The following is a 25348-nucleotide window of genomic DNA, read 5'->3' as shown; positions in this document are numbered from 1 at the left end:
TTAGTACTCAAGGCTAGCATAATAAATATGCTTGAGGTAGCGATGTTTATTCAGGTTAATCTTATAATCCCTTCGTCTTACAACACTTTAAGAAAGCTAAACCCTAATTAACTGGGTATTTTTAAGTTTATCAACGCAAAGCTACACAGTTAACGTATAATTAATGTAAGATTAAGCAAATTAGATTATGAATCAGAGAATTAAAAGATGATTGTTTCTATCATAATAATACTTATAGTCGCGCTTATAGTAATAGCGCTGTGGGTAAGTGCTGTGCAGCAACATAAAGAAAAACAAGAAGCTGAACGCCGCAAAGAGTTAACAAAACAAAAAGCAATTATTGAAGAAACCGAAGAAGCACTTATGAATAGTGCAAATATTCCTTTATCCGAAAATATAATTCGTGCATTACAACGCCGCGTATATGAAGCATTAAATACAATGGTTTCAAACTCGCCAAATTCTAAAGCGCTTAAAAGTAGATTAAGCGAGTCAAAAACTCACTTATCAAACCCTGTACAAGGTAATAATAGCGAGTCTTTAGCATTACCAAGTAATGATAAGCAGCTGGTAAGTTTGATTCAAGGTATAAAAAAGCTGCGCGCAATTTTACGCTCTGAGCACAGTAAAGGCCGTGTTGATAGTCAGGTTTTTTCTGTAGAGGACAAACGTCTTGAAAAATTACAATTACGCATAAATATTGAAAGCCAAATAAAACGAGGTCTATCGGCTCGCTCAGCAAGCATGGTTGGCTCAGCAAGACAGTATTTTGAAAAAGCATATGCAACATTAAGTGCTGTTACCTACTCTGATGAGTATGTAACATCAAAACGCCAAGAAGTTGAAGGCTACCTAGAAGCAATTAGTGTTGAATTAAGAGCCTCTAATGCAAGTGCCCTTAAAAAGAAAGCCGAAGCCGAACAAGACGATCTGGATGTTTTATTTGCCCCTAAAAAGAAATGGTAAATTAGGTTTGCCAAATAATACATGGTGTTATTAACAGCGATAACTTATCGACTCTTTATATCCATGCTACAAATATTAAAAAACCCATACAAATCAATTTGTATGGGTTTTTTATGATTACCGTTTTATTCTATTATGATAAGAACGCAAATTTAATAACAAATAATGCCGTTAAAATCCAAACGCTAATGCTAATTTGATCTTTCTTACCACACAGTACTTTAACCGCAGTGTAAGATATAAAACCAAGCGCTATGCCATGTGCAATAGAAAAAGTAAGTGGAGTCATTAACAATACAACAGTAACAGGAATTGCATCAGTCATATCATCCCAATTTACAAACTTTAGATTTTGTAGCATTAATACAGCAACGTAAAGAATTGCGCCTGCTGTTGCATACGCCGGTACCATTTGTGCAAGGGGTGCAAAAAACATCATTAATAAAAAGCATATGCCAACAACTACAGCCGTTAAGCCTGTTCGTCCACCAACAGAAACACCCGCTACTGACTCAATATAAGACGTTGTAGTTGAAGTACCAAGCATTGCACCGGCAATTGTTGCAGAGCTATCTGCACTTAAAGCACGACCCAAACGCGGCATATTCCCTTTCTCGTCTGCGAGTCCTGCTTTTTGAGTAACAGCAACTAAAGTTCCAGAGGTATCAAACAAATCAACAAATAAAAATGCAAAGATTACACTTAGCATCGAAAGCTCAAAAGCCGCGGCAAAATCTAGTTGCATAAAAGTAGGCATAATTGAAGGCGGCATAGCTATCACACCATGATATTCAACAAGCCCTAAACTTAAAGCAATGCCAGTCACTAGTAAAATACTAATGAGTACACCACTTTTAAAATCGCGGTATAAAAGTGCTGCTATAACAAAAAAGCTTAATATTGCTAATAATGGACCTGCCGATGTGATATCACCTAATTGAACAAGAGTTGCAGGGCTTGCGACAATAATACCTGCATTTTTTAATGCAATTAACGCTAAAAAAGCACCAATACCAGTTGCAATGGCTCGTTTTAATACCAAAGGGATAGCGTTAATAATCCACTCTCTGACTTTAAATAAGCTCAAAAATAAAAATATACACCCCGACATAAATACAGCCCCTAACGCAGCTTGCCAGGTATAACCCATCCCCAGTACAACACCATAAGTAAAAAAGGCGTTTAACCCCATGCCAGGAGCCAGCGCTAACGGGTAATTTGCCCATAATCCCATAATAAAACAGCCTATTGCGGCAGCAATACAGGTAGCAACAAATGCAGCCCCTTGATCCATTCCAGCCTCTGCAAGCATGGCTGGGTTTACAAATACAATGTAAACCATAGTGATAAAGGTAGTAAGGCCAGCCACGCATTCGCGTTTAACTGTTGAGTTATTTTCGCTAAGTTTAAATAAGGCTTCGAACATAATAAGCTTGTAATAGTAAAAAGTAGCCAGATTTTATCATAAAAATCATCTTTAACAGGACATTTTACCTTGCGATATACTAAACTATTGAAGCAGTTAAAATAACAAATGAATCAATATGCTAAAAACAACACCCAGCGGGCACGACTTAGAACAACAATTAGATAATATTTTAGGCTTTGTTACTCAACCCGATAACAACCCTGCAGTAGCTAATGCTAAAAATAATGAACAAAGCACACTAAATAAAGCACTGTATTATTTAAAAAATAAACAAGCTCCATTAGCTGCAAAGTGGATGCGCCTAGCGGCAATGGCAGGTAATCAAAGAGCACAGTTTTATTTAGGTTTGTTTTTTGTAAAAGGTGAAGGCGTGCCACAAAGTGTATTTCATGCTGCGGCTTGGTTAAGCCTTGCTAGCAGCCAAGGTTATGAACCCGCTAGCGCTGCAGTTAACGACCTAAGAAAGCATATAGAAACTAAACGATTTAAAGATGCTCAATGCTATGCCGCCAACCTATACGAGCAAATTCATCAGCTGCAGTACGCACACCTTATTCCTAATGCTCCTCAAATCGATTAATTAATCATTTGCTTAATACTGTATAGAGCATAAAACACTGTATAGAGCATAAAACACTGTATAAAAATATCTATCTCTACCCGCCATCGCACCTTTGACAAAAATATCAACTAATATAAATATTATGACTCACATTAAATTAAATGTAACCGATTGATTTTAAGTGATTATTTTTAAACTTTTTAACTTCACTAGTTTTAAACTGTTCTTTCTCATTCAAGCTTGGAATTAGGATCTATATACGGCGAGGATTTAATAAGTGATTTTCCAATAGGAATTTGGAATATTTCCCATTCAATGCTGGAATTAAGCTAATTTCTCAATTAACGCTGGAAGGGTTCACCCGTACGTTGCTAGCCACTCAAGTACATTAAAGGTTTAAGGATATAGTTAATTTTATAGGCGTACTCTGGCAAGCTTCGCTAGTGTGCCAACAGCGAACTGTCGTAACCCTAGACTATTGTTATTTAACGATATTACGCTTTAAACCGAAAAATGCATAGAGCGAAATTATACTAAATACAATACCTGAACCAAATTGTATTAATGCCCATTTACCATATATATTTTGCCAACTTTGAAAATTAAAATCTGACTCTATTAAAAATGAAATAGCTTGCCCAAATGGAAGTAAAACACCAACAAACATTGCGCTATAGATTGAATAGGCGAGGACTATTTTAAAAGCTGCGGTTTTGTAATTACGTTTAGATGTTAATAGGGACAATACAAAGATTAAAAGTAAAGCAATAGGAACAATATATAATGATGAAAATATGCCATCTTTTGAAGGTAAAAAAGCAAAGTCTAACGCTGTAATTCCAGCAGACAAACTTATTATTAATTGATTAAACGATCTCAGATTCATATTTAGGTACATAGACATAATGACTCCCACACGGTGTTAGCCTCCGCTTTTCGTGGGTTAGCTTAATTCAAAGCCAGAGCCATAATTAGTTTGTCAATTAACTAAACAGCAGAGGCTAACATGAACAAACATAGCATACTTTTTATCGGACTTGATACACATAAAGAATTCAATGAAGTCGCCTATATTGAAGAACATAGAGGCTCTCAACCTGTTCACCTTGGTCGATTTTCTTCTTCCAAAGTGGCCGTTCAAAAGCTTGTTCGTCAGTTTGAATCTAAATACCCTGGCGCAACGCTACACTTTGTTTATGAAGCAGGCCCTTGTGGTTATTGGATTTACAGATTAATCACAAGCCTTGGCCATTGCTGTTATGTGGTTGCCCCATCTCTTATTCCTAAAAAACCAGGCGAGAAGATTAAAACCGATAAACGTGATGCCCTTAAGCTCGCTAAATTACTTAAATCTGAAGATTTAACACCTATCTATGTTCCCGAGCCTGAAGATGAAGCCGTACGCGATTTATCTCGCGCACGCGAAATAGCCATGGAAGATTTAAAAGATGCTAAATATCAATTAAAAGCGTTGATGCTTCGCAATAATATTAATTACAAAGGCACCGCAAATTGGTCACAAAAACATTTACGTTGGCTCACTGAGCTTGTGCTGCCACATCCCGCGCAGCACATTGTCTTACAAGAGTTTTTACAAACAATTACCGAGCGAATAAGCCGACTTGAAAGACTAGACAATGAACTAACACATCACGTCCATCAATGGCGTTATTATCCCGTTGTTAAAGCAATACAAGCAATGCGAGGTGTTCGCTTGTTGGTCGCCACCGGCGTTGTGGCTGAGCTTGGTGATTTATCGCGCTTCGACCATCCCCGTAAATTAATGAGTTATCTCGGTCTTGTACCCAGTGAACACTCGAGTGGTGGCAAACGCCATATTGGCGCTATCACAAAATGCGGAAACGGCCGAGCAAGACGCCTTCTCGTTGAAGGTGCACACACTTATCGGTATGCGGCAAATATATCGACAGATATGCAAAAACGACAAGAAGGTTTACCAAAGGACATTATTGATATTGCGTGGAAAGCACAACTTAGGCTCTGCAAGCGCTATAAAAAAATGATAGCCAAAGGGAAACACTACAACCTTGTTGTCACCGCAATTGCCCGAGAAATGATTGCGTACATATGGGCCATTGCAAAAGAAGTGGTACTTACGCCAGTGAACGCAAAACTTAGATTGGCAAGAGTACCCGCATGATAAACGAATTAGAGTTAATGCATGGGATCAAGCATCGGGTGTGGCACAACCACCGACGGCGTTAGGATGACAATGCAGCTAACGCTGCATTGAACCACGAACATAGACTGAAGACAGGTGCCACGACGGAATAAGTAAGGTCTGCTCTGTTGCTAGAAATAGTAATAACCAACGAATATCAGCAAGATAACCGACGAAATTACTTGCTTCATCTTATGTATTAACTCGCTCTAATTCGAGCTAAAGTAATTATGGCTTAAAAAAGTTAGGCAGGGATCAGTGCGTTTAACTTGACAGTGGGAGTCATACCAACGCCTCAATAATAGGCTATAAATTAATTGGTTATACTTTAGCGACGTAGGAGCATAAAGCCAATTGATTTTAGTCCTGATTTATTGACTTGTTAGGTTTCTAGTCAAACTCCTCATATCGAGTCGAGATTTCAACAAAGTCATTTACATCCACATACCCAAAAGAAAAAGTGATTGTCATCTCAATATTTTCATTTATTTTGGGGATTTTATAAATTGTGAGGCTACCCGACATTTCTTCGATTGTTAGGTTTTTGAAAGCAATGTCAGCATTCGCACATTCCAATACACTTATTAAATTTAACTTCATAAATTCGGTAGAGGTGTGTGACATTAATGATTTGCAAAATACCCCGGCTACACTGGACTCATAAGACTTGCATTGTTTTGAAAAGCTAGACCAATCATTAATCAGCTTAACTCGAAGTGAGTTATTTGACGTAGTAGCCCTCAGGTATTCATAAAGTGCATCGCAAAGTTTTTGATTACTTGCTAAAGCACTATTACTAAATATTAGGCTTAGAAAAAAGAGAAGAAAACAGCTGTTTTTCATAAAATCGCGAACTTTCCTTGGAAACCTAACAATTTAATAGTGCGCTCATCGCGCATATTTCTGCCGACTTAACGCTCACTTATCTACTTTATATAGTTTTAACAAATTACCTAAGGTATTACTATCACTAAGTTTTCTAAAGTTTTTAGGTAAAGTTAAATAATCCAATTTGCGCGCAGCGCTCATTTTCATGAATATATGCACAAAGCGCATTTAACCAATCAATTAACGACGATATTTAGCCAATCTCAATGAGCGGTTATCACTGATAAACGCCTTACTACATTTTTAACATCAGATAGCTTAGCTTTCAGAACATTCTTTTAATACGAGTTTAAACAATAAACGCTATCCATACCGTATTAAATCAAGAAAAATACAGTATGGAATATTAATTTAGGATCTTTATTTGGTGTTTTAATCAGTTTAAGCCTAAAACTAAATTCCAAACCTTATGAGAAAAACCCAAATAAGGAACAGCAATACCATTACTACAAGCTTTGCCACATAGGGCTCTTTATTCCAGACGTGTGACAAACCATTCCAAAACCGAATGAGAAAGAACAAAACTGAATAACTGTACAAATAAATAGCAAATATCGCTTGCACAGAAGCACTGTATAAACTACTGTATACGTGTACTGTATAAAAACCCAGTGAGTGAGATATTTATGTTACAGCCTATTACCGTAATAACAGTTAAAAGTTATAAGCAAGATGATAAACGTGATTGTGTAAACTTAATTCAAATTGAAGATGAGATATCAGCAACGTTTGAGCTTTTAAAAGTGCTGCACCATTATAATAGCTCTAACGCATGGACATTATTGATTGCTCCTGATCATGTTCCTAGTAGAGCATTACTCGACTCGTGCTCTATTGATACAAGTAAGTTGCTAGTTATCAGACAAAAACACTTAGTAAATTTAGAGTATGTTTTGAATTCTGCGTTGAATAACGGTAATTTTGCGGCTGTAATAACGTGGACCGATATAGTAAATAATCAATTGCTTAATAGCCTTTCTTTAGATTTAAGTAAAACTGCAACGAAGCTTTATTGCTTTACAAAAGACTCGACAATTACAGAGATACCACTAGCACAATAAGATTGATAAACTAATGTTTTAAACTCTGTACTGTTATTATGATTTTACCAAATACCACTCAATGTTTTTGCAGTAGCGGGCTGAATTATGCCCACTGCTGCGAGCCCCTTCATATAGGGTCACAACAAGCCGCTAATCCTGAGCAATTAATGCGTTCTCGCTATAGTGCTTATGTTACAAAAAATGCAAAGTATGTTTATCATACTTATGCCTCTGAAAAAAAAGCGGAAAACCCTATAAAAGAGATTAAAGATTTTGCAAATAGTTGCCGGTTTGTAGGTTTAGACGTAGTAAGTACAAACTACGATGACTCTCAAGGAAGTGTTGAATTTAAAGCGCATTATTTTTATCAAAATTTATACTGTGAGCTTCACGAACACTCACGATTTATAAAAGAGGACGATAAATGGCGTTATATCGATGGGACTATACTTCCTGTAGCTGATATTAAGGTGAGTAGAAATGATAACTGCCCTTGTGGCAGTGGTAAAAAATACAAAAAATGCCACAGCGTATGACTCTCCCATAACCAAAACTATAACTTAAAAAGGGGCTAAAAACTGACTTGGTTACGCCCTTGAAACTTAGATTGATACATTCTTTCATCTGCTAACTGTAATGTATTTTTACTATTGTCGCGCGTTTGCAATGTTGCGCCACCAATACTAATTGTTACAAATTCATGCTCTGAGTGTTTATGCAATATACCTAGTTGCATTACATTATTTTTTATTTTGTCTGCTACACAATTAGCGCCTTTATTACCTGTATGGGGAAGTACAACAACAAATTCTTCCCCTCCAAATCTTGATACAAAATCTGCAGGACGTTGTAAGCTTTTAGTAATTGTTTGGGCAACTAAGTTTAATACCGCATCCCCCTGTACGTGGCCATAAGTGTCATTGTATTGCTTAAAGTAATCTATATCTATTAGTAACAGTGCACAGTCTGCATTTTCACGTAATGCACTTTGTTCTATTTTTATAAAGTGGGTATCAAAGTAGCGTCGGTTATAAATTTGAGTTAAGTCGTCAATAAACACTTTTTGATTAAGTAAATCATGTTGAGCCTTAATCATTAAGTGGGCTCTGACCCTTCTAAATAGTGTTTCTGGATTTGTCGGTTTCTTTATAAAATCTACGGCACCAGCTTCCCAACATGCCCCCTCTTCGCTTTCGAGTGACGTAATAAATATAACTGGGATATCTTGAGTTTCGTAAGTATTTTTTAGTTTTAAACAGGTTTCTATTCCATTAATACCTTCTAAATTGATATCTAGAAGTATTAGGTCGGGCGGATCTAACTTACATAAATCTATAGCCTCTTCACCACTTCTAGAAGTCATTACATTAAAACGATCCGACAATGCCTTTCTAAGTACAATTAATGTTAGTAGTTGGTCTTCCACAATAAGTACCTTAGAACTTTTTAAACTTAGTTGTAATGCATGATCTGAGTAATTTATTGGCATAACTTGCGATACTTATTTTTATTATTTTACACACACTATAATACTATTTTATGTTATGCAAATGTTAACAGCTATATAAAAGGCTAAGCTTATGTAGTGAAGCTGAGGTGGCGATAAAATATCAAGAAATGCATTATTACTTTATTGGCGAGTTGAATGAAGTGACAGTTAAAATGTGTGCAGAAAAATTCGACTCGCTTTGCTAATCATTTAAAAATGAAAGCTATACTAAGCACATATGTAGTTACCTAACCTTCTAGGCAATCACATAGCAAACGCTAGGTATGGCACTTCAAAATGATTGAGGGTTATTTAGATTGGCATAAACAAAGAACGGATCATAAAAACAAAAAATGGGCCACTTAGGCCCATTTCATAATTTACATATTAGTTTTAAACTAACTTTTTACTCGTCATCATCAAGGTCTAACTGTTGACGCTGTGCAGGTCGAGCTAAAATCTCTACATAGAAAGAAGTTAAACCTTGCTTTTCAATTTCGCCAATTTGGTTGTTTAATTCAGCAACATGCACAACCTGTGCTTCTTCTGCTGTATTACCAAACTTACAGTCAAATGCCCAATAATCAGCATCTTCAGGAAGCGTCTTGTTACGCTCTCTTTTCAAATATTTTTTCACTTCGTGCTTTGCAGCATCAACCATACGAGGGTATTTGATTTTCTCGTGATTTAGCGTGAATGTTTTCTTCATTACGTTCCTAATTACCTTTGTTTAATGATAACGGCATTTAATGTCATACCATTTGTCGCCATTATAGCAATTGCATTTAATTTTTGGATGCTTTTTTTACATTAAATCAATTATTAGACATTATATAAAGCAAAGCTTGAATAAAATGTATTTTACAGACTTTTTATTACAAGAAAATTATATAGAGGGTGCATGTTTTCATGCAAGGTGGTTAGAGACTAAACCGCTATCAAATGAAGGGGTTGATGAATTGAATCGTCGTTTAAACTATCGTAAAAAGCACTTGCGTCAATAGGTGGGTTTGCTAACTGAGTATATTCACTTTTAATCCGTCGCCTAACCGCTATCTCGCAATTATCTAATACATTAAGTGGAATATGCTTGTCATCATCTCTAATTGTGAGTGGCTCGGGCTTTAGGTATTGATTAAGTTTAATGCTTTTCATACCCGCCTGCGCACCATGCTCTGAGATTAAAGCTGCATTAAACTGCCCTATAAGCATATCAAACTCACCGGGGGCTAGCGATTGTTTAGGCCCAGCACCAAATTTCTTTCTCAAGGAATCTTCAGATGTGGCTGTACTGTCAATTTCTGTTTTTGGCAGATGAAATTGACTGAAGTCTAATGCATCATGCGAAAGCATCGCTAATAAAAGTGCAAACTCGCCTCGGCGATTTTCATGCACACTATTATTAAGTTTGCTATTTAGCTGACTCTCTGTGATTAACAAATCATCGATTTGCATAGTCTTTAGCCGATTATGGTAACTGATAGATATTTATCGGCTTTATTTCAATTTTCTTTAGCTTTTTTCTTTACTTAAATACGCATTTTGCTATTATCAGCGCCGTTGCATTGGAGGGGTTCCCGAGCGGCCAAAGGGATCAGACTGTAAATCTGACGGCTCAGCCTTCGCTGGTTCGAATCCAGCTCCCTCCACCACTTTTCTTACCGCTAAGTTAAGTGGGGCCAAATGTAACAAAAATAGTGTGGAGGGGTTCCCGAGCGGCCAAAGGGATCAGACTGTAAATCTGACGGCTCAGCCTTCGCTGGTTCGAATCCAGCTCCCTCCACCACTTCTTTTTTTATTCCTATATTCCTATATTCCTATATTCCTATATTCCTATATTCCTATATTCCTATATTCCTATATTCCTATATTCCTATATTCCTATATTCCTATATTCCTATATTCCTATATTCCTATATTCCTATATTCATATATTCCTATATTCCTATATTCCTATATTCATATATTCCTATATTCATATATTCCTATATTCAAATTAATTTAAAAAACCCATTGTAAACCCATACTATTTTGCTTTAGCCATTTTGATGGTGCTTTATAATCAGGAAAAAAACGCTCAACATGCTGCCAAAATGCTTTGCTGTGGTTTAGGTGTCGTAAGTGCGCTAACTCGTGAACAATCACATAATCAATAGCATGGTAAGGCGCTCCGATTAAATGCAAATTAAAGGTTAACTCACGTTTGCTATTACAACTTCCCCACTTTCGCTTATAAATAGCGATTTTTAAACGCATTGGTAACTCTTCGCCCATTTTTTCGCAAAAGTACGCTAAACGCATTTCTATATATGCCGTTAACTGCTCTTTTAGGTATTCTTCAAGAAGTTGCTGATATTTTTGTCCAAGATTTTTAACGCGTGAAGAATGAGTAATAAGCAAATTGTTATCACACTTTATGACCTCTGACTTAACATCCTGCTTAAATTCAATATTTACAGCTCTATCAAAAATTAAAACTTGCTTATCTCTTAGCGGGTACTGTCTGGTATCAGTAATATAAAGCTGTTTAGTTAATTGGGCTCTTACCCACGCCTGCTTATTAAAAAGCCATTTTTCTATTTGTTTATTACTAACAAACTGAGGGGCATACACAGTCACCTTTTTATTATGTACTTTAATTGCAACCGTTTTTCGTCTGGTGCTTTTTTTTAACTGATACTCAAACACTGTTATTCTCATACACTATTTGCGATGGACAAATCCGTACGCAATTAATAAAACATCGTAAAATGCGCGATTATCTTAATTAAATACACTAACCCATTACTTTACTAAGAATTACCCGATAAAAAATTTAAATAAACCCAAATTTAACCAATTTGGTGCAATAGAAGAGCGACATTTAAATAGTTATCACAGACTAAAAAACTATCTTCTGATAAATAAAAGAAAACAGAAAGTAATAAATTCGTTGTTTTAATCAGTTCGTTGAATTAAGAGTTTATTTATTAATTAATTAGATTAAAATAAAAAAATAAAGATTATATTTTGAGCCATTATGTTATCAGCTTTTTTTATCACAGACCAAGACCCTAGCTTAATCATTAATGGCGTTTACGATCCTCTTTTAGTAACTATGTCGTTACTAATTGCTATTTTTGCAGCCTTTTTCACCATTCGGCTTATAGACCTAGCAAAAGAAACTCATTTTCCTAGCTACCAACGCTTGGCAAATATAACCGCTGCTGCTGTTTTTTCAGCTGGTATTTGGAGCATGCACTTTATTGGTATGTTGGCATTTTCGCTGTGTACAAATATAGATTATGATCCAACAATTACACTGCTCTCTTTTATCCCTGCGTTTGTAGCATGTCAGTACGCAGTATCAATGCTTGTTAATAGTAAGGGTAACTTGAAAGTATTATCAATTTGTTCTGTTTTACTCGGGGCTGGTATTGGCACAATGCATTATAGCGGGATGGCTGCAATGGAACTAGCGCCTTTACTTAGGTATGACCCACTCACTTTTGGGTTATCGATTATTGTTGCTGTAGGCCTTTCTTTTATCGCTTTGTACAGCCGCTTTAACCTTGAACGCGTATTCCCTTCGTTATCATCTCTTCAAAATAATTTAGTTAGCGCTATTATTTTAGGCTTTGCAGTAGCGGGGATGCATTATATGGGAATGGCAGCCACCCGATTTGTAGCAACATCCCCTCTCGTATACGACGATGCTAACGCAAACGCGGGATTAACCTTTATCGCCATCGCAGTCGCTACTGCAACTATAGCCATTACAAGCGTGGTTGGTGTGATCAATGGTATGGTTCGCTTTCGCATGTTACTTGAAGAAAAATCAGCAGATGAGTCGCGATTAAATGCAATTTTAGGTACCGCTATTGATGGTATTGTTACTATTGACCATGCTGGTATTATTTTAAGTTTTAATGAGTCAGCCAGTAAAATTTTTGGCTGGCAAGAAAACCAAGTTCAAGGCAAAAATGTGAAAATGCTCATGGACGACAACATCGCTAAGCACCACGACGAATACCTCTCAAACGCCCATAATGTTGATTTGGGGAAAGTGATTGGTGTTAACAGAGATGTATATGCAAAGCATATGAACGGCCAAGTATTCCCTATTCGCTTAGGTATTGGCGAGGTAAATCAGCCCGGGCATAACCCGCTTTACGTTGGCTTTATTACCGATTTAACTGAGCAGCGCGCCTTACAAAAGAGCTTAGAAGAGAAAGAGCAAAAATACCGCTCATTAATGGATAACATGCCGGGAGTTGCGTTTAGGTGCAGGTTTGATGACAACTGGACTATGTTATTTATTAGTCCAAATATAAGTGAGCTTACAGGTTATAACCCTAATGAGTTTACAGAACATTGTATCGAATTTAATGATTTGGTCTTAAAAGCAGATCAAAAGCATATTATTGATGAAGTCACTCAAGCTGTTGAAAAAAAGTCTCAGTATTCTATTGAATATCGAATTAGACACAGAAATGGTAAGATTTTATGGTTACTGGATAAAGGTAGCTTTACGTTTGATAAAAATAATAAGCCACAATGGATTGATGGCGTATTGGTCGATATCACTGAACGAAAAGAGTATGAAGAAAACTTAGAGCAAGCTAAATTTAAAGCAGAAGAAGCCGCCCACGCTAAACAGTCTTTTATGGCTAATATGAGTCATGAAATTAGGACGCCCATGAATTCAATTATAGGCTTTAGTGATTTGTTAATGGATACGCCGCTAGACCAAGAACAACAAAAGCATTTAGTAACAGTAAATAATGCAGCCCGCTCATTACTCAGATTGCTAAACGAAATTTTAGATTCTGCTAAATTAGAACGCGGAAAGCTGACCATAGAACCTGTGCATTTTAGTTTAAAACCTGTCATAGACAGTATTATTTCTACCTTTTGGCTTGAGGCTAAAAAGAAAGATTTAAACTTAACACTTAAGATAAAAGACTCTGTAAGTAGCACCTATTACGGCGACCCCGATCGGCTAAGGCAGGTACTCACTAATTTAATTGGCAACGCTATTAAATTTACAGAAAAAGGCTCTGTAACCGTTACTGTTGGAACAACACAAAATCAGCATTTATTTTTTGAGGTACAAGACTCGGGTATTGGTATAGCAAAAGATCGTGTTCAAGCCGTATTTCAGCCTTTTGAGCAAGCCGATGGAACCACAACACGCCGATTTGGTGGCACTGGTCTTGGAACAACAATAAGTAAACAATTAGTTGAGCTTATGGGCGGAAGTATTAATCTAGTAAGTGAGTTAGGTAGAGGAACATGTTTTTACTTTTCGCTACCATTGAGCATAGGTGATGAAAATAAAATAGACTTTTTTGATGGCCTGCATACTCAACTACCTGCACTAAGAGTGCTTGTTGTAGATGATATAGAGCAAAATACAGAGCTACTTTCAATATTACTGTCACGCGATCAACACCTCGTTACCAAAGCATCTAATGGCCTTCAAGCGGTTGAAGTATTCGAGCAGCAAGATTTTGATGTAATATTAATGGACATCCACATGCCTGAGTGTGATGGCATTCAAGCAGCACAAAAAATTAGAATAATTGAAAAGCAAAGACAGCTCAAATATACCCCTATCATTGCGCTTACAGCCAGTGTGTTACACCAAGATAAATTAACGGCTAAAAAAGCAGGTATGAATGGCTTTGCCAATAAGCCAGTTGACATAAATCAGCTAAATCAAGAAATAGCCCAAGTACTTGGCTTGGGTATAGCAAAAGAAATAGTAATTTCACAAAATGACCCTGAATCTCAACACATTGATTTTGACAAAGGTTTAACGCTTTGGGGGTCAAAGTGTAAACAACTTACTGAGATTAAAAAGTTCATTAACAATAACAATGAACGTTTTGAAGTGCTGTTCACCGAGAAGCTATCAGATATAAAAGATGTACACAGCCTAATACACACACTTAAAGGGGTTGCAGGTAATTTAGGTTTAACAACTTTAATGAAGTTATTAGCATCCCTAGAGCAACAACAAACTGATGAGCTATTAATTAGTACCCTTGAAGATATTAAAAATGAGCTCGCTGTTATTTCTAAGCTGCTTGATAATAACGATTGCTCAGAGCCTGAAAAACCTCAAAGCAACACAGATGAAAATACACTCAGCACCACTGAAATAGAAACTTTGTGTAAAACATTGAGTCAAGATGCACAAAATGCTGAACTAAATGATGATCTGCTGGCCAAATTACAATGTAACGTACCGGCAAACTTGCAAGATGAAGTTAATGAAATCGTTGATGCATTTGACGATTTTGATTTTGATAGTGCGCAAACAAAGCTTGAAAGCTTACTTAAAAACCTAACATAAAAATGAGTATTTAATTAATGGATTTTTCTACAGATAGGCCTCGTATATTAATTGTTGACGATGAGCCTGCAAATCTAAAAGTGATGCGTGAAGTGTTAGGTAATAAGTACAGAATGTCGTTTGCTAAATCTGGCGATGCTGCGCTCGCTTTACTTGAAAAAGAACTCCCTAAACTTATATTGCTCGATATTATGATGCCAGATATGAATGGCTTTGAAGTATGTCAAAAAGTTAAAGCAAACCCAAAAACATCACACATCCCTATTATTTTTGTAACCGCTCTTGGTGATGAAAGCGATGAGTTTAAAGGTTTTGAATTAGGCGCTGTAGATTACATAACAAAACCTATAAGCCCCGCAATAGTAAGAGCCCGCGTTAAAACACATTTATCACTCGTTCAAGCTGAGCAGCTTAAACAAGCACATGTTGATTTAGTACATCGTTTAGGCCGTGCTGCAGAGTACAAAGATACAGATACTGGCGAGCATATCGTGCGCATGAGCCAGTACAGTAAAGTACTCGCTTTAGCATTAGGTATGGACGAGTCTGAGGCCGAGCTGTTACGCCAAGCAGCCCCTATGCACGATGTAGGTAAGATCGGCATACCCGACGCCATTTTATTAAAGCCTGGGCGCTTAACCAGTGATGAGTTTGAGCACATGAAACAGCATACTGTAATAGGCGCGCAAATTTTAGCCAATTCGTCATCTCCACTTTTACAACTCGCGCACACCCTTGCTATAGAGCATCACGAAAAATGGGACGGTACAGGTTACCCTCATGGCATCAAAGGTGAAGATATATCAGTTGAAGGACGTATTATAGCTATTGCTGATGTATTTGATGCCCTCACATCAAAGCGCCCTTATAAAGAAGCATGGAGCGTAGAAAAAACCATCGAGCATTTAAAATCTCAAGCAGGTAGTCACTTCGATCCTAATTTGATCAATTTATTTATTGAAAAGCTTGATGATATTATTGCGATTAAAGAGGCAAGCCAGAATTAAGCTAATTACCCTTGGCACTATGAGAGCCTAACTCAACATTATTATAAATACGCTTAATACAGCTATAATCATGAGAAGTAATTTCATGGCTATTATTACTGTCGTCTTTAAAATACATAGAGAAAGTAACACCGTGATCAGCTAGTACCGTTTTTATTTGTAACTGCTCAAAGTGCTTTAACCACGCTATAAATTGCTCTGCGTTTACAGCAAAAGCAATTCCTTTGCTGTACCCCTCTCGTTCAAACAATGCTAAACGCGCGGTTTTGTTTTCATCTTCGAGTGTTAAAGGCCCTTTGCCATCTTCATTCCAAAATGCCAGTTCAGGTACAACATAAAAGCCTAATACATGTTCGTACCATTTTATTGCCGCTTGTAAGTTATTTACATTTAAATGGCAATGATCGATCCCTTCAAGTAGAGGTGTAGCCATGTTATTGGCCTATCTCAGACTTGAGCTGCTCTAAAAAAGCATGCATGTATTGTGTACGCCTTTGTGCCTCGGCTTTTGCAGAAGGTGTGTTCATACTTTTTGCAATATGCAGTAGTTTTATAAAAAAGTGATCAAGCGTATATTTTTTATCATCGGCTTCACGTTCAATACAAAAAGGGTCATTTGGGTTATACAGTAATCGGTTAATCGAACCACCCACTTTCATACATCGACTGACACCAATTGCACCTAATGCATCCATTCTGTCTGCATCTTGCACTATTTGCGCTTCTACGGTTTTAATTGCAATGTTGGCACTAAAACTATGCGCTGCAATCGCATGGTGAATATCATCAAACAGCGACTCGTCGTAATTAATTGATTTTAAAAACTCAATCGCCTTATCGGCAGCCATCGTAGAGGCTCTTGCGCGATCCGGATGATTTTTAGCAACTGCCACGCAATCGTGCATCCAAGCTGCAGGTAACACAACATGCATATTTGCCTGTTCGGCATTACATAGCTGCACAGCAACACGTACAACCCGTTCAATATGTGTAATATCGTGGGCAACATCAGCATGAATTAATGATGTTATAAACGTCCTACATTTTGAATTAAGTATTTCTAAATCGGGGTTTAAAGCTACATCGGGCACGTTAACATTCCAAAAACTAATTAATATCTGATTTATCCGTACTTTACCGTGCTTTATGCCCCCCTTGCAAAACATTCATTGTATGTTGAGCCCTGCTTGACTAAAATACAGCGCTTATTTATTACTACTGAGAAGCCTTATGTCATCTGCCGTTTACCTACAAGCTGGTCGCGAAAAATCATTAAAAAGAAAGCACCCTTGGTTATTTTCAAAAGCCATCAAAAAAATTAAAGGTAAACCGGGTCTGGGCGACACAGTTACTATTCACGATAATGAAGGTAAGTTTTTAGCAACCGCAGCTTATAGCCCTCACTCTCAAATAAGAGCGCGTGTATGGAGCTTTGACGAAAAAGAAGTAATCGACCAACACTTTTTTGAACGCCGCTTACGCAGAGCACTTGATGCACGCGAACACGTTATTTCTGAAGGCGGCTTAACAGGCTTTAGGTTGTGTGCCGCAGAGTCTGACTATTTACCAGGTGTAACCATAGATAAGTTTGATAACGTATTAGTATGCCAATTACTAAGCGCGGGTGCTGAGCGCCATAAAGGTGAAATAGTCGGCGCACTTATGGCTATTTTCCCAGGCGCTAGTATTTATGAGCGCTCAGATGTAGATGTACGTACCAAAGAAGGCCTTGAGCCAATCAAAGGCGTACTTTGGGGCAGCGAGCCTAAAGAGCCCGTACTTATTGAAGAAAACGGTTTAAAACTTGAAGTTGATATTATCGAAGGTCATAAAACCGGTTTTTATTTAGATCAACGCGATAGCCGTGCCGCCCTTGAGCGTTTTTCAAAAGATAAAACCGTGCTTAACTGTTTTAGCTACACAGGTACATTTTCGTTATACGCGCTACGTGGTGGCTGTACTCACGTTACAAATGTTGATGTATCTCAGCCAGCGCTTGATACTGCAAAGCGTAATGTAGAACATAACAATTTAGACTTAAATAAAGTCGATTTTGTGAAACAAGATGTATTTAAGCTATTGCGCCAATACCGCGATGAAGGCAAGCAGTTTGATACTATTGTGATGGATCCGCCAAAATTTGCAGACAACAAAGCGCAGCTAACCGGTGCGTGCCGTGGTTATAAAGATATAAACATGATTGCTATGCAAATATTAAAACCGGGCGGCACGTTATTAACGTTCTCGTGCTCGGGTTTAATGGAGCAAAACTTGTTTCAAAAAGTTGTGGCTGATGCAGCACTTGACGCAGGAAAGGAGTTGTTAATTATGGAGCGATTAAATCAAGCAGCCGACCACCCTATCGCTGGTAGCTACCCTGAAGGCTTTTACTTAAAAGGCTTAATTTGTAAGGTGTATTAAATAGCGCTTTAAAACGGCGTTAGTGGATTACTTAAATCCACTAACGTTTTTTGTTTAGGCGCCCAGTTTAGTTAATTAAACTGAACAATCTTCAAACCGGCAGTAATAGTGCCATCATCTTCCTTACTAGCGCGAATAACCTTTGCAGTGGCATTAAGCGAAGCAATACTAGGATGGGTAGATTCAATATTTACTTGTAGTAAAGTGTCTAACTCAAGCAAGTCATCTAAATGTAGCGATAACCCCGTTGCACTCAAATCTACACACTCTGCGGTATAATTTAACCCTGCTATAGGCTCTATAGTAGTTAAATTTGCAGGCGTGTTCACCTGCATACGTCTAAAATCTCGCTTATCGTCAGTAAACATAGGTTACCTCTAAACAACCGTGTTAATTTCTTCCAACAAAGCACCCATAGAAAACGGCTTTACAACATACGCGTCGCAACCAGCATCAAAGCCAGCTTGTTTTTCAGATGGGGACTCAAGGCCCGATACCATAACAACAGGAATATTTTTTGTCTCAGGTGTGTGCTTAAGCATTCGACACGTATCATAGCCATCAAGGCCAGGCATACATACATCTAGCAAAATTATATCAGGCGGATTAGCAATCGCTGATGCAAGACAGCTTTGCCCTGAATCTGCGTAGCTTACGTCAAATTTCGAAGTCAGTGCTGTTTTAAGCATTTCATAATTGAAATACTCGTCATCTACCACTAATAATCGCTTTGTTTTATGTTCAACCGATGAGGACATAACTATGTCGCTTCCTTCTCAAAACAAAAATAAATCCCTCTATTAAGGTACTAAGCTTAATAGAAAATGCAAGTTTTATTCTATCTCTTTTATCGCATTTATAACCCGCTTCGCAGATATTGGGTAAGGCGTGCCTAGCGTTTGTGCAAACAACGAGACCCGCAACTCTTGTTGCATCCAAAAGATAGTCGTTACCTCATCAGGTATTGGCAGTCCTTTAGGTGTCTTATTTACTAACTTTTTGTATTCTTGCGCTACTTTTTCTAGTTCTAAAACACATAAGCGATCTCTGTTAGGATCTACCGGAAGTTTTTCTAAACGCTTTTGAATCGCTTTTAAATACCGTATTAAGTCTGTTATTTTGTCTGCGCCATGAGCACTTACAAATCCTTTAAAAATAAGCGACTCAAGCTGAGATTTAATATCACCATGCGCTGTGATCATCGTTAAATCTACGCGGCCTTTCATTTTTTTATGAAGGCTATGTGCAATACTCAATACTTGCTCTACTTGTGTGGCAATTAATACCACTGCATCACCGAGCTCACCGCGTATTTGTTCTTTTACCGCTTCAAACGCCTGTTCGTCACGTATATCGCCATGCTTAACAAGCAAGCTATCAACCCCTGCGGCAATACAGTCATCAATTAAATCTGCAATTTTACCAAATGGATTAAAGTACAAACCAAGTTTGGCTTTATTAGGTAAGTTTTGTTGTAAATACTTAATTGGCGAAGGCACGTTTAATAAAACTAACCTGCGCAGGCCTTTTTGATGAGCCTGCTGCGCTTTTACTTCACTATCAAATAACTCAACTGCAGCAGCTGATTTTTTATCCACCAGCGCAGGGTATGCTTTTATCTCGTATTGGCCTTGCTTTTTAACGTACGAGGCTGGTAACTTGCCAAAATCCCATTGCGTTAAGTCTGTTTTTTCAATACCTTTGTCAGCTACTTTTGATAGTGTATCGGTTACTTTACCTTGCAGCTGCGCTTTTAGTTTGGCTAAATCAAGACCACGCGCAAGTAGCTTGTCGTGCTCATCGCGCACCTCAAATTGTAGTCGTAAGTGCGGAGCAAGTGCGCTTAAGTCCCACGCTTGTGCATCTACTCTTACGCCCGTCATTCTGAGTAATCGGGTAGTAAGCGCCTCTATTAGGCTGCCTTGTAGTGGCTCAATTGCCGCAAGCACTGCATCAGCATAATTAGGTGCAGGTACAAAATTACGGCGTAGCGATTTAGGAAGCGATTTAATTAAACCGCTAATTAATTCGTGTCTAAAAGCGGGTATATGCCAATCAAAGCCACTCTCTTGTACTTGGTTTAATAGCGCAACAGGTATTTGCACTGCAACACCATCAACGGCTTGGCCCGGGTCAAAATGATAAGTAAGCGGTAAAATAATGTTGTCTTGTTGCCACGTATCTGGGTAATCAAACTCAGTAATATTACTTGCACCGTGCTGCATAAGCTCTTCACGGCTCATATGTAAGTAGTGTTTATTCTGCTGTTTTTGAGTTTTATACCACTTTAAAAACGCCGCACGGTTATTAATTTCTTTCGGTATTTTTTTATCGTAAAACTCATACAGAGTTTGCTCATCAACTAAAATGTCACGGCGTCGAGATTTATGCTCAAGTACCTGTATGTCTTCTATCAGCTCACGGTTAAATGCTAAAAACTGCTCATTTAAACCCAGCTCTTGCTCGACAAGTGCAGTACGTATAAATAGCTCTCGGCTCACTTTTGGATCAATATTGCTATAAACACAGCGGCGTTTATTAACAACTAATAAACCATAAAGAGTTTGCTGCTCAAACGCGATAACCGCACCTGGCTTTTTCTCCCAATGAGGCTCTGAATAGCTACGTTTAACTAAGTGCTGAGCAAGTGGCTCTACCCAAGTAATGTCTATTTTTGCATTAATACGCGCGTATAATTTACTGGTTTCTACAAGCTCCGCAGACATCATCCATTTAGGACTCTTTTTAAATAAACCTGAGCCCGGAAAAATATGAAACTGGCTATTACGCGCGCCTTTGTAAATTTGTTTTTCGTCTTTAAAACCAATATGACTTAGCATGCCGCTCAATAACGCTTTATGCACTAACTCGCCATCAGCCGCCTGGCTGGTGGCTTTCATGCCCATTTCATTACATACAGTGCTAATTTGATAAACAATGTCCTGCCACTCACGAAGACGCATATAGGCTAAAAAGTCTTTTTGGCATAACTTTCTAAATTGACTATTGGTCAGCTCGCTTTGCTGTTCTTCTAAGTAATTCCACAGGTTTAAAAATGCAATAAAGTCAGAATCTGGATCGTCAAAACGGCCATGTTTTTCATTTGCTGCAGCGCGTTTTTCCTGCGGGCGCTCTCGAGGATCTTGAATAGATAACGCCGCAACAATAATTATCACTTCGCGAAGTGCACCGAGTTTATGCGCGGTCAGTACCATTTTTGCTAAACGAGGGTCAACGGGTAAGCGGCTAAGCTCTCGACCAGATTGTGTAAGACTCGTTTTATCACGACTTTTTGCAGGCTTTATCGCTTGTAACTCTTCAAGTAGCGTTAAACCATCGTTGATATTACGGCTATCAGGTGCTTGAACAAACGGAAACTCGCTCATATCACCCAGACCAAGTGCTAACATTTGCAAAATAACAGACGCTAGATTAGTACGTAGTATTTCTGGGTCGGTAAACTCTGGGCGCGATAAAAAATCATCCTCAGAGTACAAACGAATACAAATACCTGCCTCAACACGTCCACAACGCCCCATACGCTGATTTGCACTGGCTTGTGAAACTGGTTCAATAGGTAAGCGCTGTACTTTAGTACGGTAGCTATAACGGCTAATTCGCGCAGTACCTGGGTCTATTACATAACGAATACCCGGCACGGTTAACGAGGTTTCGGCAACGTTGGTGGCTAAAATAATATGACGACGTGAATGCGGTGCAAAAATACGGTTTTGTTCAGCGTTAGACAAACGTGAATAAAGCGGTAAAACATCGGTGTGTTTTAAATTACGCTTGCTAAGTGCATCGGCAGTATCACGTATTTCACGCTCACCGTTTAAAAATATGAGTATATCGCCGGGGCCTTCTGCGCAAAGTTCATCAACCGCATCAAAAATACCTTGTAGCTGATCGCCCTCGGCTTCCATGTCATCTTTTTTAATATCAGAGATTGGGTTGTAACGCACATCAACAGGGAAAGTACGACCAGATACTTCAATAATAGGTGCATCATTAAAATGCTTTGAAAAGCGCTCAGGGTCGATGGTTGCAGAAGTAATAATAACTTTTAAATCAGGGCGTTTTGGCAGTAAGTTTTTTAAATACCCTAAAATAAAGTCAATGTTTAAACTGCGCTCATGCGCTTCATCAATAATAATGGTGTCATATTGATTTAAAAAACGGTCTTGTTGTATTTCAGCAAGCAAAATACCGTCTGTCATCAGTTTTATGTAAGTGTTATTAGAAACCTGATCGCTAAAACGAATTTTAAAACCAACTTGTTGGCCAAGTTCGCATTTCATTTCCTCAGCAATTCGATTAGCAACACTTCGCGCAGCTAAACGCCTAGGTTGAGTATGGCCAATAAAGCCATCAACCCCACGGCCAAGCTCTAAACACATTTTAGGTATTTGTGTTGTTTTACCTGAACCGGTTTCGCCAGCAATAATAACAACTTGGTTGTTTGCTATGGCGTCTTTAATTACATCCTTTTTTTGACTTACCGGTAATTGCTCTGGGTAAGTCACTTTAGGCAAACCAGCAAGACGTTTTTCGCGGTTTTCTTGGCTACGGGTAATATCGGCCGCTATTTTTTCAATGGCATTGGCTTGTTTGTTTTCATCACTTATTTTTTTTACGCCGTGTAGGCGCTTTTTAAAAATAAATTGATCTTTTTTTAAGCACGTTTTTAGCTCGCCAAACAACTGACCTAGGTTTACCACCCGCACACCTTATAAAATTAATAAAAGAGCGTTAATTGTATCAAACTAAACGCGCTGGGTTAATGCTACAAAGTGCATAACTATAGACTTAATAAGTTATTCGTCGTTAAAAATACCCACGTAAGTTGCTTGGGTGTTCGATTTACTGGCGCGATACATACCTGAGGTATTAAATGGCAAACTAATATTGCCTTTGGCATCTACAATAATCACCCCACCCGTACCACCTATGGGTGCAAGCACTTGATTAATAACTTCATCACCCGCTTGTGCAATGGTTTTATTTTGGTATTTAACACGCGCACATATATCACTCGCTACGTTGTATCGAATAAAGTATTCCCCATGCCCCGTTGCCGATACTGCACACGATTCGTTTTCAGCAAATGTACCTGCACCAATTACGGGGGCATCGCCTATACGGCCAAACCGTTTAGCTGTCATGCCGCCCGTAGATGTACCCGCGGCTAAATTGCCGTTTTTATCAAGTGCAACAGCGCCAACAGTGCCCATTTTATATTCTGTAGGAAGTGCTTTATGTGCTGCTTGGTAATTTTTGCTAGTTGCCTTGGCTTTATCTAGTTTTTGTTTGGCTTTTAAAAGTGCCTCATAGCGATGCTCAGTATCAAATATATTATTTTCGATAAGCTCAATACCCTGCTCTTTGGCAAACTCTTCAGCGCCTTGACCGCTAAGCATTACATGTACTGAGTTATCCATTACTAAACGCGCTAACTGAATTGGACTTTCTATGTGCTTAATACCCGCAACAGCGCCCGCTTCACGATTTCGTCCATCCATTATTGACGCATCTAGTTCGTGGTTACCATCGTAAGTATAAACAGCACCTCGCCCTGCATTAAAATAAGGTGATTGCTCCAGTACTTGTATCGCAGTAGTTATTGCATCTAAGCTCTCACCGCCCTTTTCAAGTACCGCATAACCGGCTTCTACAGCTTCACTTAATTTAGCTCTGTACGCTTTTTCTTGCGCGGGCGTAAATTTTGCTTTTTCAATTGTGCCCGCACCACCATGAATCGCAATAGCAAACGGCGCTTGCTCGCTCAAAGCACGATTACTTAGCGTTAAACACGCACTGGCAATAATTGATAATACTAATATTTTTTTCATGGTGATCTCTTTTTGTATTAAGTGTTAAAAACAATGTGAATGGTTACAACGGAGATTTCAACTAATGTACGTTTAATGGCATAAAAAAAGCGCCTTAAGGCGCTTTTTAAAATTTAACGTGTTTGTAATTAAGCTTGTTTAGCTTTTAAACGCGCTAAACGTGCTACTTGGTGAGTAGACGTTAAGAAAGAGTAGATAGGTGCTAGGTAACCACGCTTACGAAGCTCTAAGAAGTCAGCATCGCTTAACTCGTTTAGCTTTTTCTCATCGATAAGGTAAATACCGTTGATGTCTTTTTTCTCGCCTTTAATATCTACTGTTAGCGTTTGCGCTATTAGTAGTTCTTTGTCAGCGAGGAATTTAGTGAACGCTTCAGTTACTTGAGAAAATTCAATAAACGATACTAGCGCTTCTTTACGACGTTTTAGGTAATCAGTTTCCTCACCATTTTCAAATAAAGCATTACCCTCTTCTTCACCAACCAGTGAGCTTGCTTCGTCAATTACGATACCGTATTGATCTTGATCTGGGTGTTTAACTAAGCCAAGTGGGTAACGAGTAGACGCCATAGGTGCAAATGCAGCAGTCCATTTACCGTCTTCTACAAAAAGGTTTTCGCCTGGCTCTAGGCCAAACATAGCTACTGCTTGAAAAGTGCCAGCTTCGTTATTTTTAACGAATGACATAGGGAACTCATTTGCTACGCGTGCAAACTCATGTGCAACTACAGGCACTAAATGTTGAGTTTTCATAAATTCTACGTTGATGCCGTTTTGAATTTTAGTGTTGGCATGTTTTTCGTTGTGTAAAGGCTGTACTTGTTGCTCCGCCATGTTACTGCTCCGTTATTTTTAATTTATATATTTCATTGTTAATGCCTTTAGGCTAATGCTTTTGAAGTAAAAAAGGAAGGGAAACTTTTATTACAACCGTCATGAAAAAATAAAATATAACTAAATCTGTGCGTTGCTAAAAAACGTACAGCTAAAACTTATAAAATACGATTAAAAACAATACACTGAGCGAGCGCTTTTCATACAGTAAAAGTAAAACCATTAACATTGGTTAACAGTAATATGGCAGCTTTATGCTTTGCACTGTATTAAATTTAGGCAAATAAAAAGGCAGCTTAAATAAGCTGCCTTTTCTGGGTAGTTTAAAGCACTTAA

The 25348-nt window shown here is 38.1% G+C and carries 21 protein-coding genes and 2 tRNA genes; 10 read left to right on the top strand and 13 right to left on the bottom strand.

All coding sequences use genetic code 11. From position 1 onward, the window contains the following. The first annotated feature begins 207 nt into the window (after positions 1-207). Positions 208-966, top strand: coding sequence for a hypothetical protein (locus ALFOR1_RS06155; RefSeq protein WP_058548834.1), 759 nt, complete (start codon positions 208-210; stop codon positions 964-966). 133 nt (positions 967-1099) lie between these two features. Here the strand turns inward: ALFOR1_RS06155 and ALFOR1_RS06150 are convergent, their stop codons facing one another. Next, a complete protein-coding gene (locus ALFOR1_RS06150) occupies positions 1100-2392 on the bottom strand; it encodes an NCS2 family permease (protein WP_058548833.1) in 1293 nt (430 codons plus the stop codon). A 118-nt stretch (positions 2393-2510) separates the two neighbouring features. On the opposite strand from ALFOR1_RS06150, the gene ALFOR1_RS06145 reads away from it, so the two are divergent. Further along, complete coding sequence (locus ALFOR1_RS06145) at positions 2511-2975, top strand: SEL1-like repeat protein (protein WP_104642380.1); 465 nt, start codon at positions 2511-2513, stop codon at positions 2973-2975. Positions 2976-3438: 463 nt separating this feature from the next. Here ALFOR1_RS06145 and ALFOR1_RS06140 read toward each other — a convergent pair whose 3' ends face one another. Then, complete coding sequence (locus tag ALFOR1_RS06140; protein ID WP_104642379.1) at positions 3439-3861, bottom strand: hypothetical protein; 423 nt, start codon at positions 3859-3861, stop codon at positions 3439-3441. Between the two features lie 102 nt (positions 3862-3963). On the opposite strand from ALFOR1_RS06140, the gene ALFOR1_RS06135 reads away from it, so the two are divergent. The 3 genes from ALFOR1_RS06135 (at position 3964) to ALFOR1_RS06125 (ending at position 7606) form a co-directional block, all read left to right on the top strand. Next, entirely contained in the window at positions 3964-5118 is a 1155-nt protein-coding gene (locus ALFOR1_RS06135; protein ID WP_104642378.1) for an IS110 family RNA-guided transposase, read from the top strand. Positions 5119-6653: 1535 nt separating this feature from the next. Further along, positions 6654-7088: a SulA-like leucine-rich domain-containing protein gene (locus tag ALFOR1_RS06130; protein ID WP_104642376.1), complete on the top strand. Its 435-nt coding sequence runs from the start codon at positions 6654-6656 to the stop codon at positions 7086-7088. 38 nt (positions 7089-7126) lie between these two features. Beyond that, positions 7127-7606 carry a YchJ family protein gene (locus ALFOR1_RS06125; protein WP_104642375.1) on the top strand — a complete coding sequence of 160 codons (480 nt, stop codon included), beginning with the start codon at positions 7127-7129 and terminating at the stop codon, positions 7604-7606. A 35-nt stretch (positions 7607-7641) separates the two neighbouring features. On the opposite strand, the gene ALFOR1_RS06120 is transcribed toward ALFOR1_RS06125, so the two are convergent. The 3 genes from ALFOR1_RS06120 to ALFOR1_RS06110 all read right to left on the bottom strand — a co-directional run bounded on the left by ALFOR1_RS06120 (position 7642) and on the right by ALFOR1_RS06110 (position 10014). Further along, positions 7642-8496 carry a GGDEF domain-containing response regulator gene (locus tag ALFOR1_RS06120; protein WP_232007046.1) on the bottom strand — a complete coding sequence of 285 codons (855 nt, stop codon included), beginning with the start codon at positions 8494-8496 and terminating at the stop codon, positions 7642-7644. A gap of 469 nt (positions 8497-8965) precedes the next feature. After that, positions 8966-9268 (bottom strand): DUF6172 family protein, encoded by a 303-nt coding sequence (locus ALFOR1_RS06115; protein WP_058548828.1) that lies wholly within the window; start codon positions 9266-9268, stop codon positions 8966-8968. A 218-nt stretch (positions 9269-9486) separates the two neighbouring features. After that, positions 9487-10014 carry a VC2046/SO_2500 family protein gene (locus ALFOR1_RS06110; RefSeq protein WP_104642374.1) on the bottom strand — a complete coding sequence of 176 codons (528 nt, stop codon included), beginning with the start codon at positions 10012-10014 and terminating at the stop codon, positions 9487-9489. A gap of 112 nt (positions 10015-10126) precedes the next feature. Here ALFOR1_RS06110 and ALFOR1_RS06105 point away from each other — a divergent pair. Next, positions 10127-10211: transfer RNA gene (locus ALFOR1_RS06105), tRNA-Tyr, on the top strand. Between the two features lie 49 nt (positions 10212-10260). Further along, positions 10261-10345, top strand: a tRNA-Tyr gene (locus tag ALFOR1_RS06100). 215 nt (positions 10346-10560) lie between these two features. Here the strand turns inward: ALFOR1_RS06100 and ALFOR1_RS06095 are convergent. Next, positions 10561-11259: a M48 family metallopeptidase gene (locus ALFOR1_RS06095; RefSeq protein WP_104642373.1), complete on the bottom strand. Its 699-nt coding sequence runs from the start codon at positions 11257-11259 to the stop codon at positions 10561-10563. A gap of 319 nt (positions 11260-11578) precedes the next feature. Here ALFOR1_RS06095 and ALFOR1_RS06090 point away from each other — a divergent pair, with 319 nt between their 5' ends. Together ALFOR1_RS06090 and ALFOR1_RS06085 are read left to right on the top strand one after the other, a co-directional pair. Then, a complete protein-coding gene (locus ALFOR1_RS06090) occupies positions 11579-14899 on the top strand; it encodes an MHYT domain-containing protein (protein ID WP_104642372.1) in 3321 nt (1106 codons plus the stop codon). A gap of 17 nt (positions 14900-14916) precedes the next feature. Further along, the gene (locus ALFOR1_RS06085; RefSeq protein WP_104642371.1) at positions 14917-15906 is read left to right on the top strand and encodes a response regulator; all 990 of its coding nucleotides are present in this window, start codon (positions 14917-14919) and stop codon (positions 15904-15906) included. Position 15907: 1 nt separating this feature from the next. Here the strand turns inward: ALFOR1_RS06085 and ALFOR1_RS06080 are convergent, their stop codons facing one another. Together ALFOR1_RS06080 and ALFOR1_RS06075 are read right to left on the bottom strand one after the other, a co-directional pair. Beyond that, a complete protein-coding gene (locus ALFOR1_RS06080; protein ID WP_058548152.1) occupies positions 15908-16339 on the bottom strand; it encodes a VOC family protein in 432 nt (143 codons plus the stop codon). 1 nt (position 16340) lies between these two features. Beyond that, entirely contained in the window at positions 16341-17072 is a 732-nt protein-coding gene (locus ALFOR1_RS06075) for an HD domain-containing protein (RefSeq protein ID WP_373864954.1), read from the bottom strand. Positions 17073-17136: 64 nt separating this feature from the next. On the opposite strand from ALFOR1_RS06075, the gene ALFOR1_RS06070 reads away from it, so the two are divergent. Continuing rightward, complete coding sequence (locus tag ALFOR1_RS06070; protein ID WP_104642369.1) at positions 17137-18327, top strand: class I SAM-dependent methyltransferase; 1191 nt, start codon at positions 17137-17139, stop codon at positions 18325-18327. Between the two features lie 71 nt (positions 18328-18398). Here the strand turns inward: ALFOR1_RS06070 and ALFOR1_RS06065 are convergent, their stop codons facing one another. The 5 genes from ALFOR1_RS06065 to ALFOR1_RS06045 form a co-directional block, all read right to left on the bottom strand. Then, positions 18399-18695 carry a PilZ domain-containing protein gene (locus ALFOR1_RS06065; RefSeq protein ID WP_058548149.1) on the bottom strand — a complete coding sequence of 99 codons (297 nt, stop codon included), beginning with the start codon at positions 18693-18695 and terminating at the stop codon, positions 18399-18401. Between the two features lie 9 nt (positions 18696-18704). Next, positions 18705-19085, bottom strand: coding sequence for a response regulator (locus tag ALFOR1_RS06060; protein WP_058548148.1), 381 nt, complete (start codon positions 19083-19085; stop codon positions 18705-18707). A gap of 75 nt (positions 19086-19160) precedes the next feature. Then, the gene (gene hrpA, locus ALFOR1_RS06055) at positions 19161-23048 is read right to left on the bottom strand and encodes an ATP-dependent RNA helicase HrpA (protein WP_104642368.1); all 3888 of its coding nucleotides are present in this window, start codon (positions 23046-23048) and stop codon (positions 19161-19163) included. A 96-nt stretch (positions 23049-23144) separates the two neighbouring features. Next, a complete protein-coding gene (locus tag ALFOR1_RS06050; protein WP_104642367.1) occupies positions 23145-24179 on the bottom strand; it encodes an isoaspartyl peptidase/L-asparaginase family protein in 1035 nt (344 codons plus the stop codon). Positions 24180-24307: 128 nt separating this feature from the next. Next, entirely contained in the window at positions 24308-25012 is a 705-nt protein-coding gene (locus ALFOR1_RS06045) for a SapC family protein (protein WP_058548145.1), read from the bottom strand. Positions 25013-25348: the final 336 nt, after the last annotated feature.

Source organism: Pseudoalteromonas carrageenovora IAM 12662, from assembly GCF_900239935.1.
Classification (GTDB): Bacteria; Pseudomonadota; Gammaproteobacteria; order Enterobacterales; family Alteromonadaceae; genus Pseudoalteromonas; species Pseudoalteromonas carrageenovora.
The sequence above is the reverse complement of the archived record's forward strand: the minus strand, read 5'-3'. Positions and strand labels throughout refer to the sequence as shown.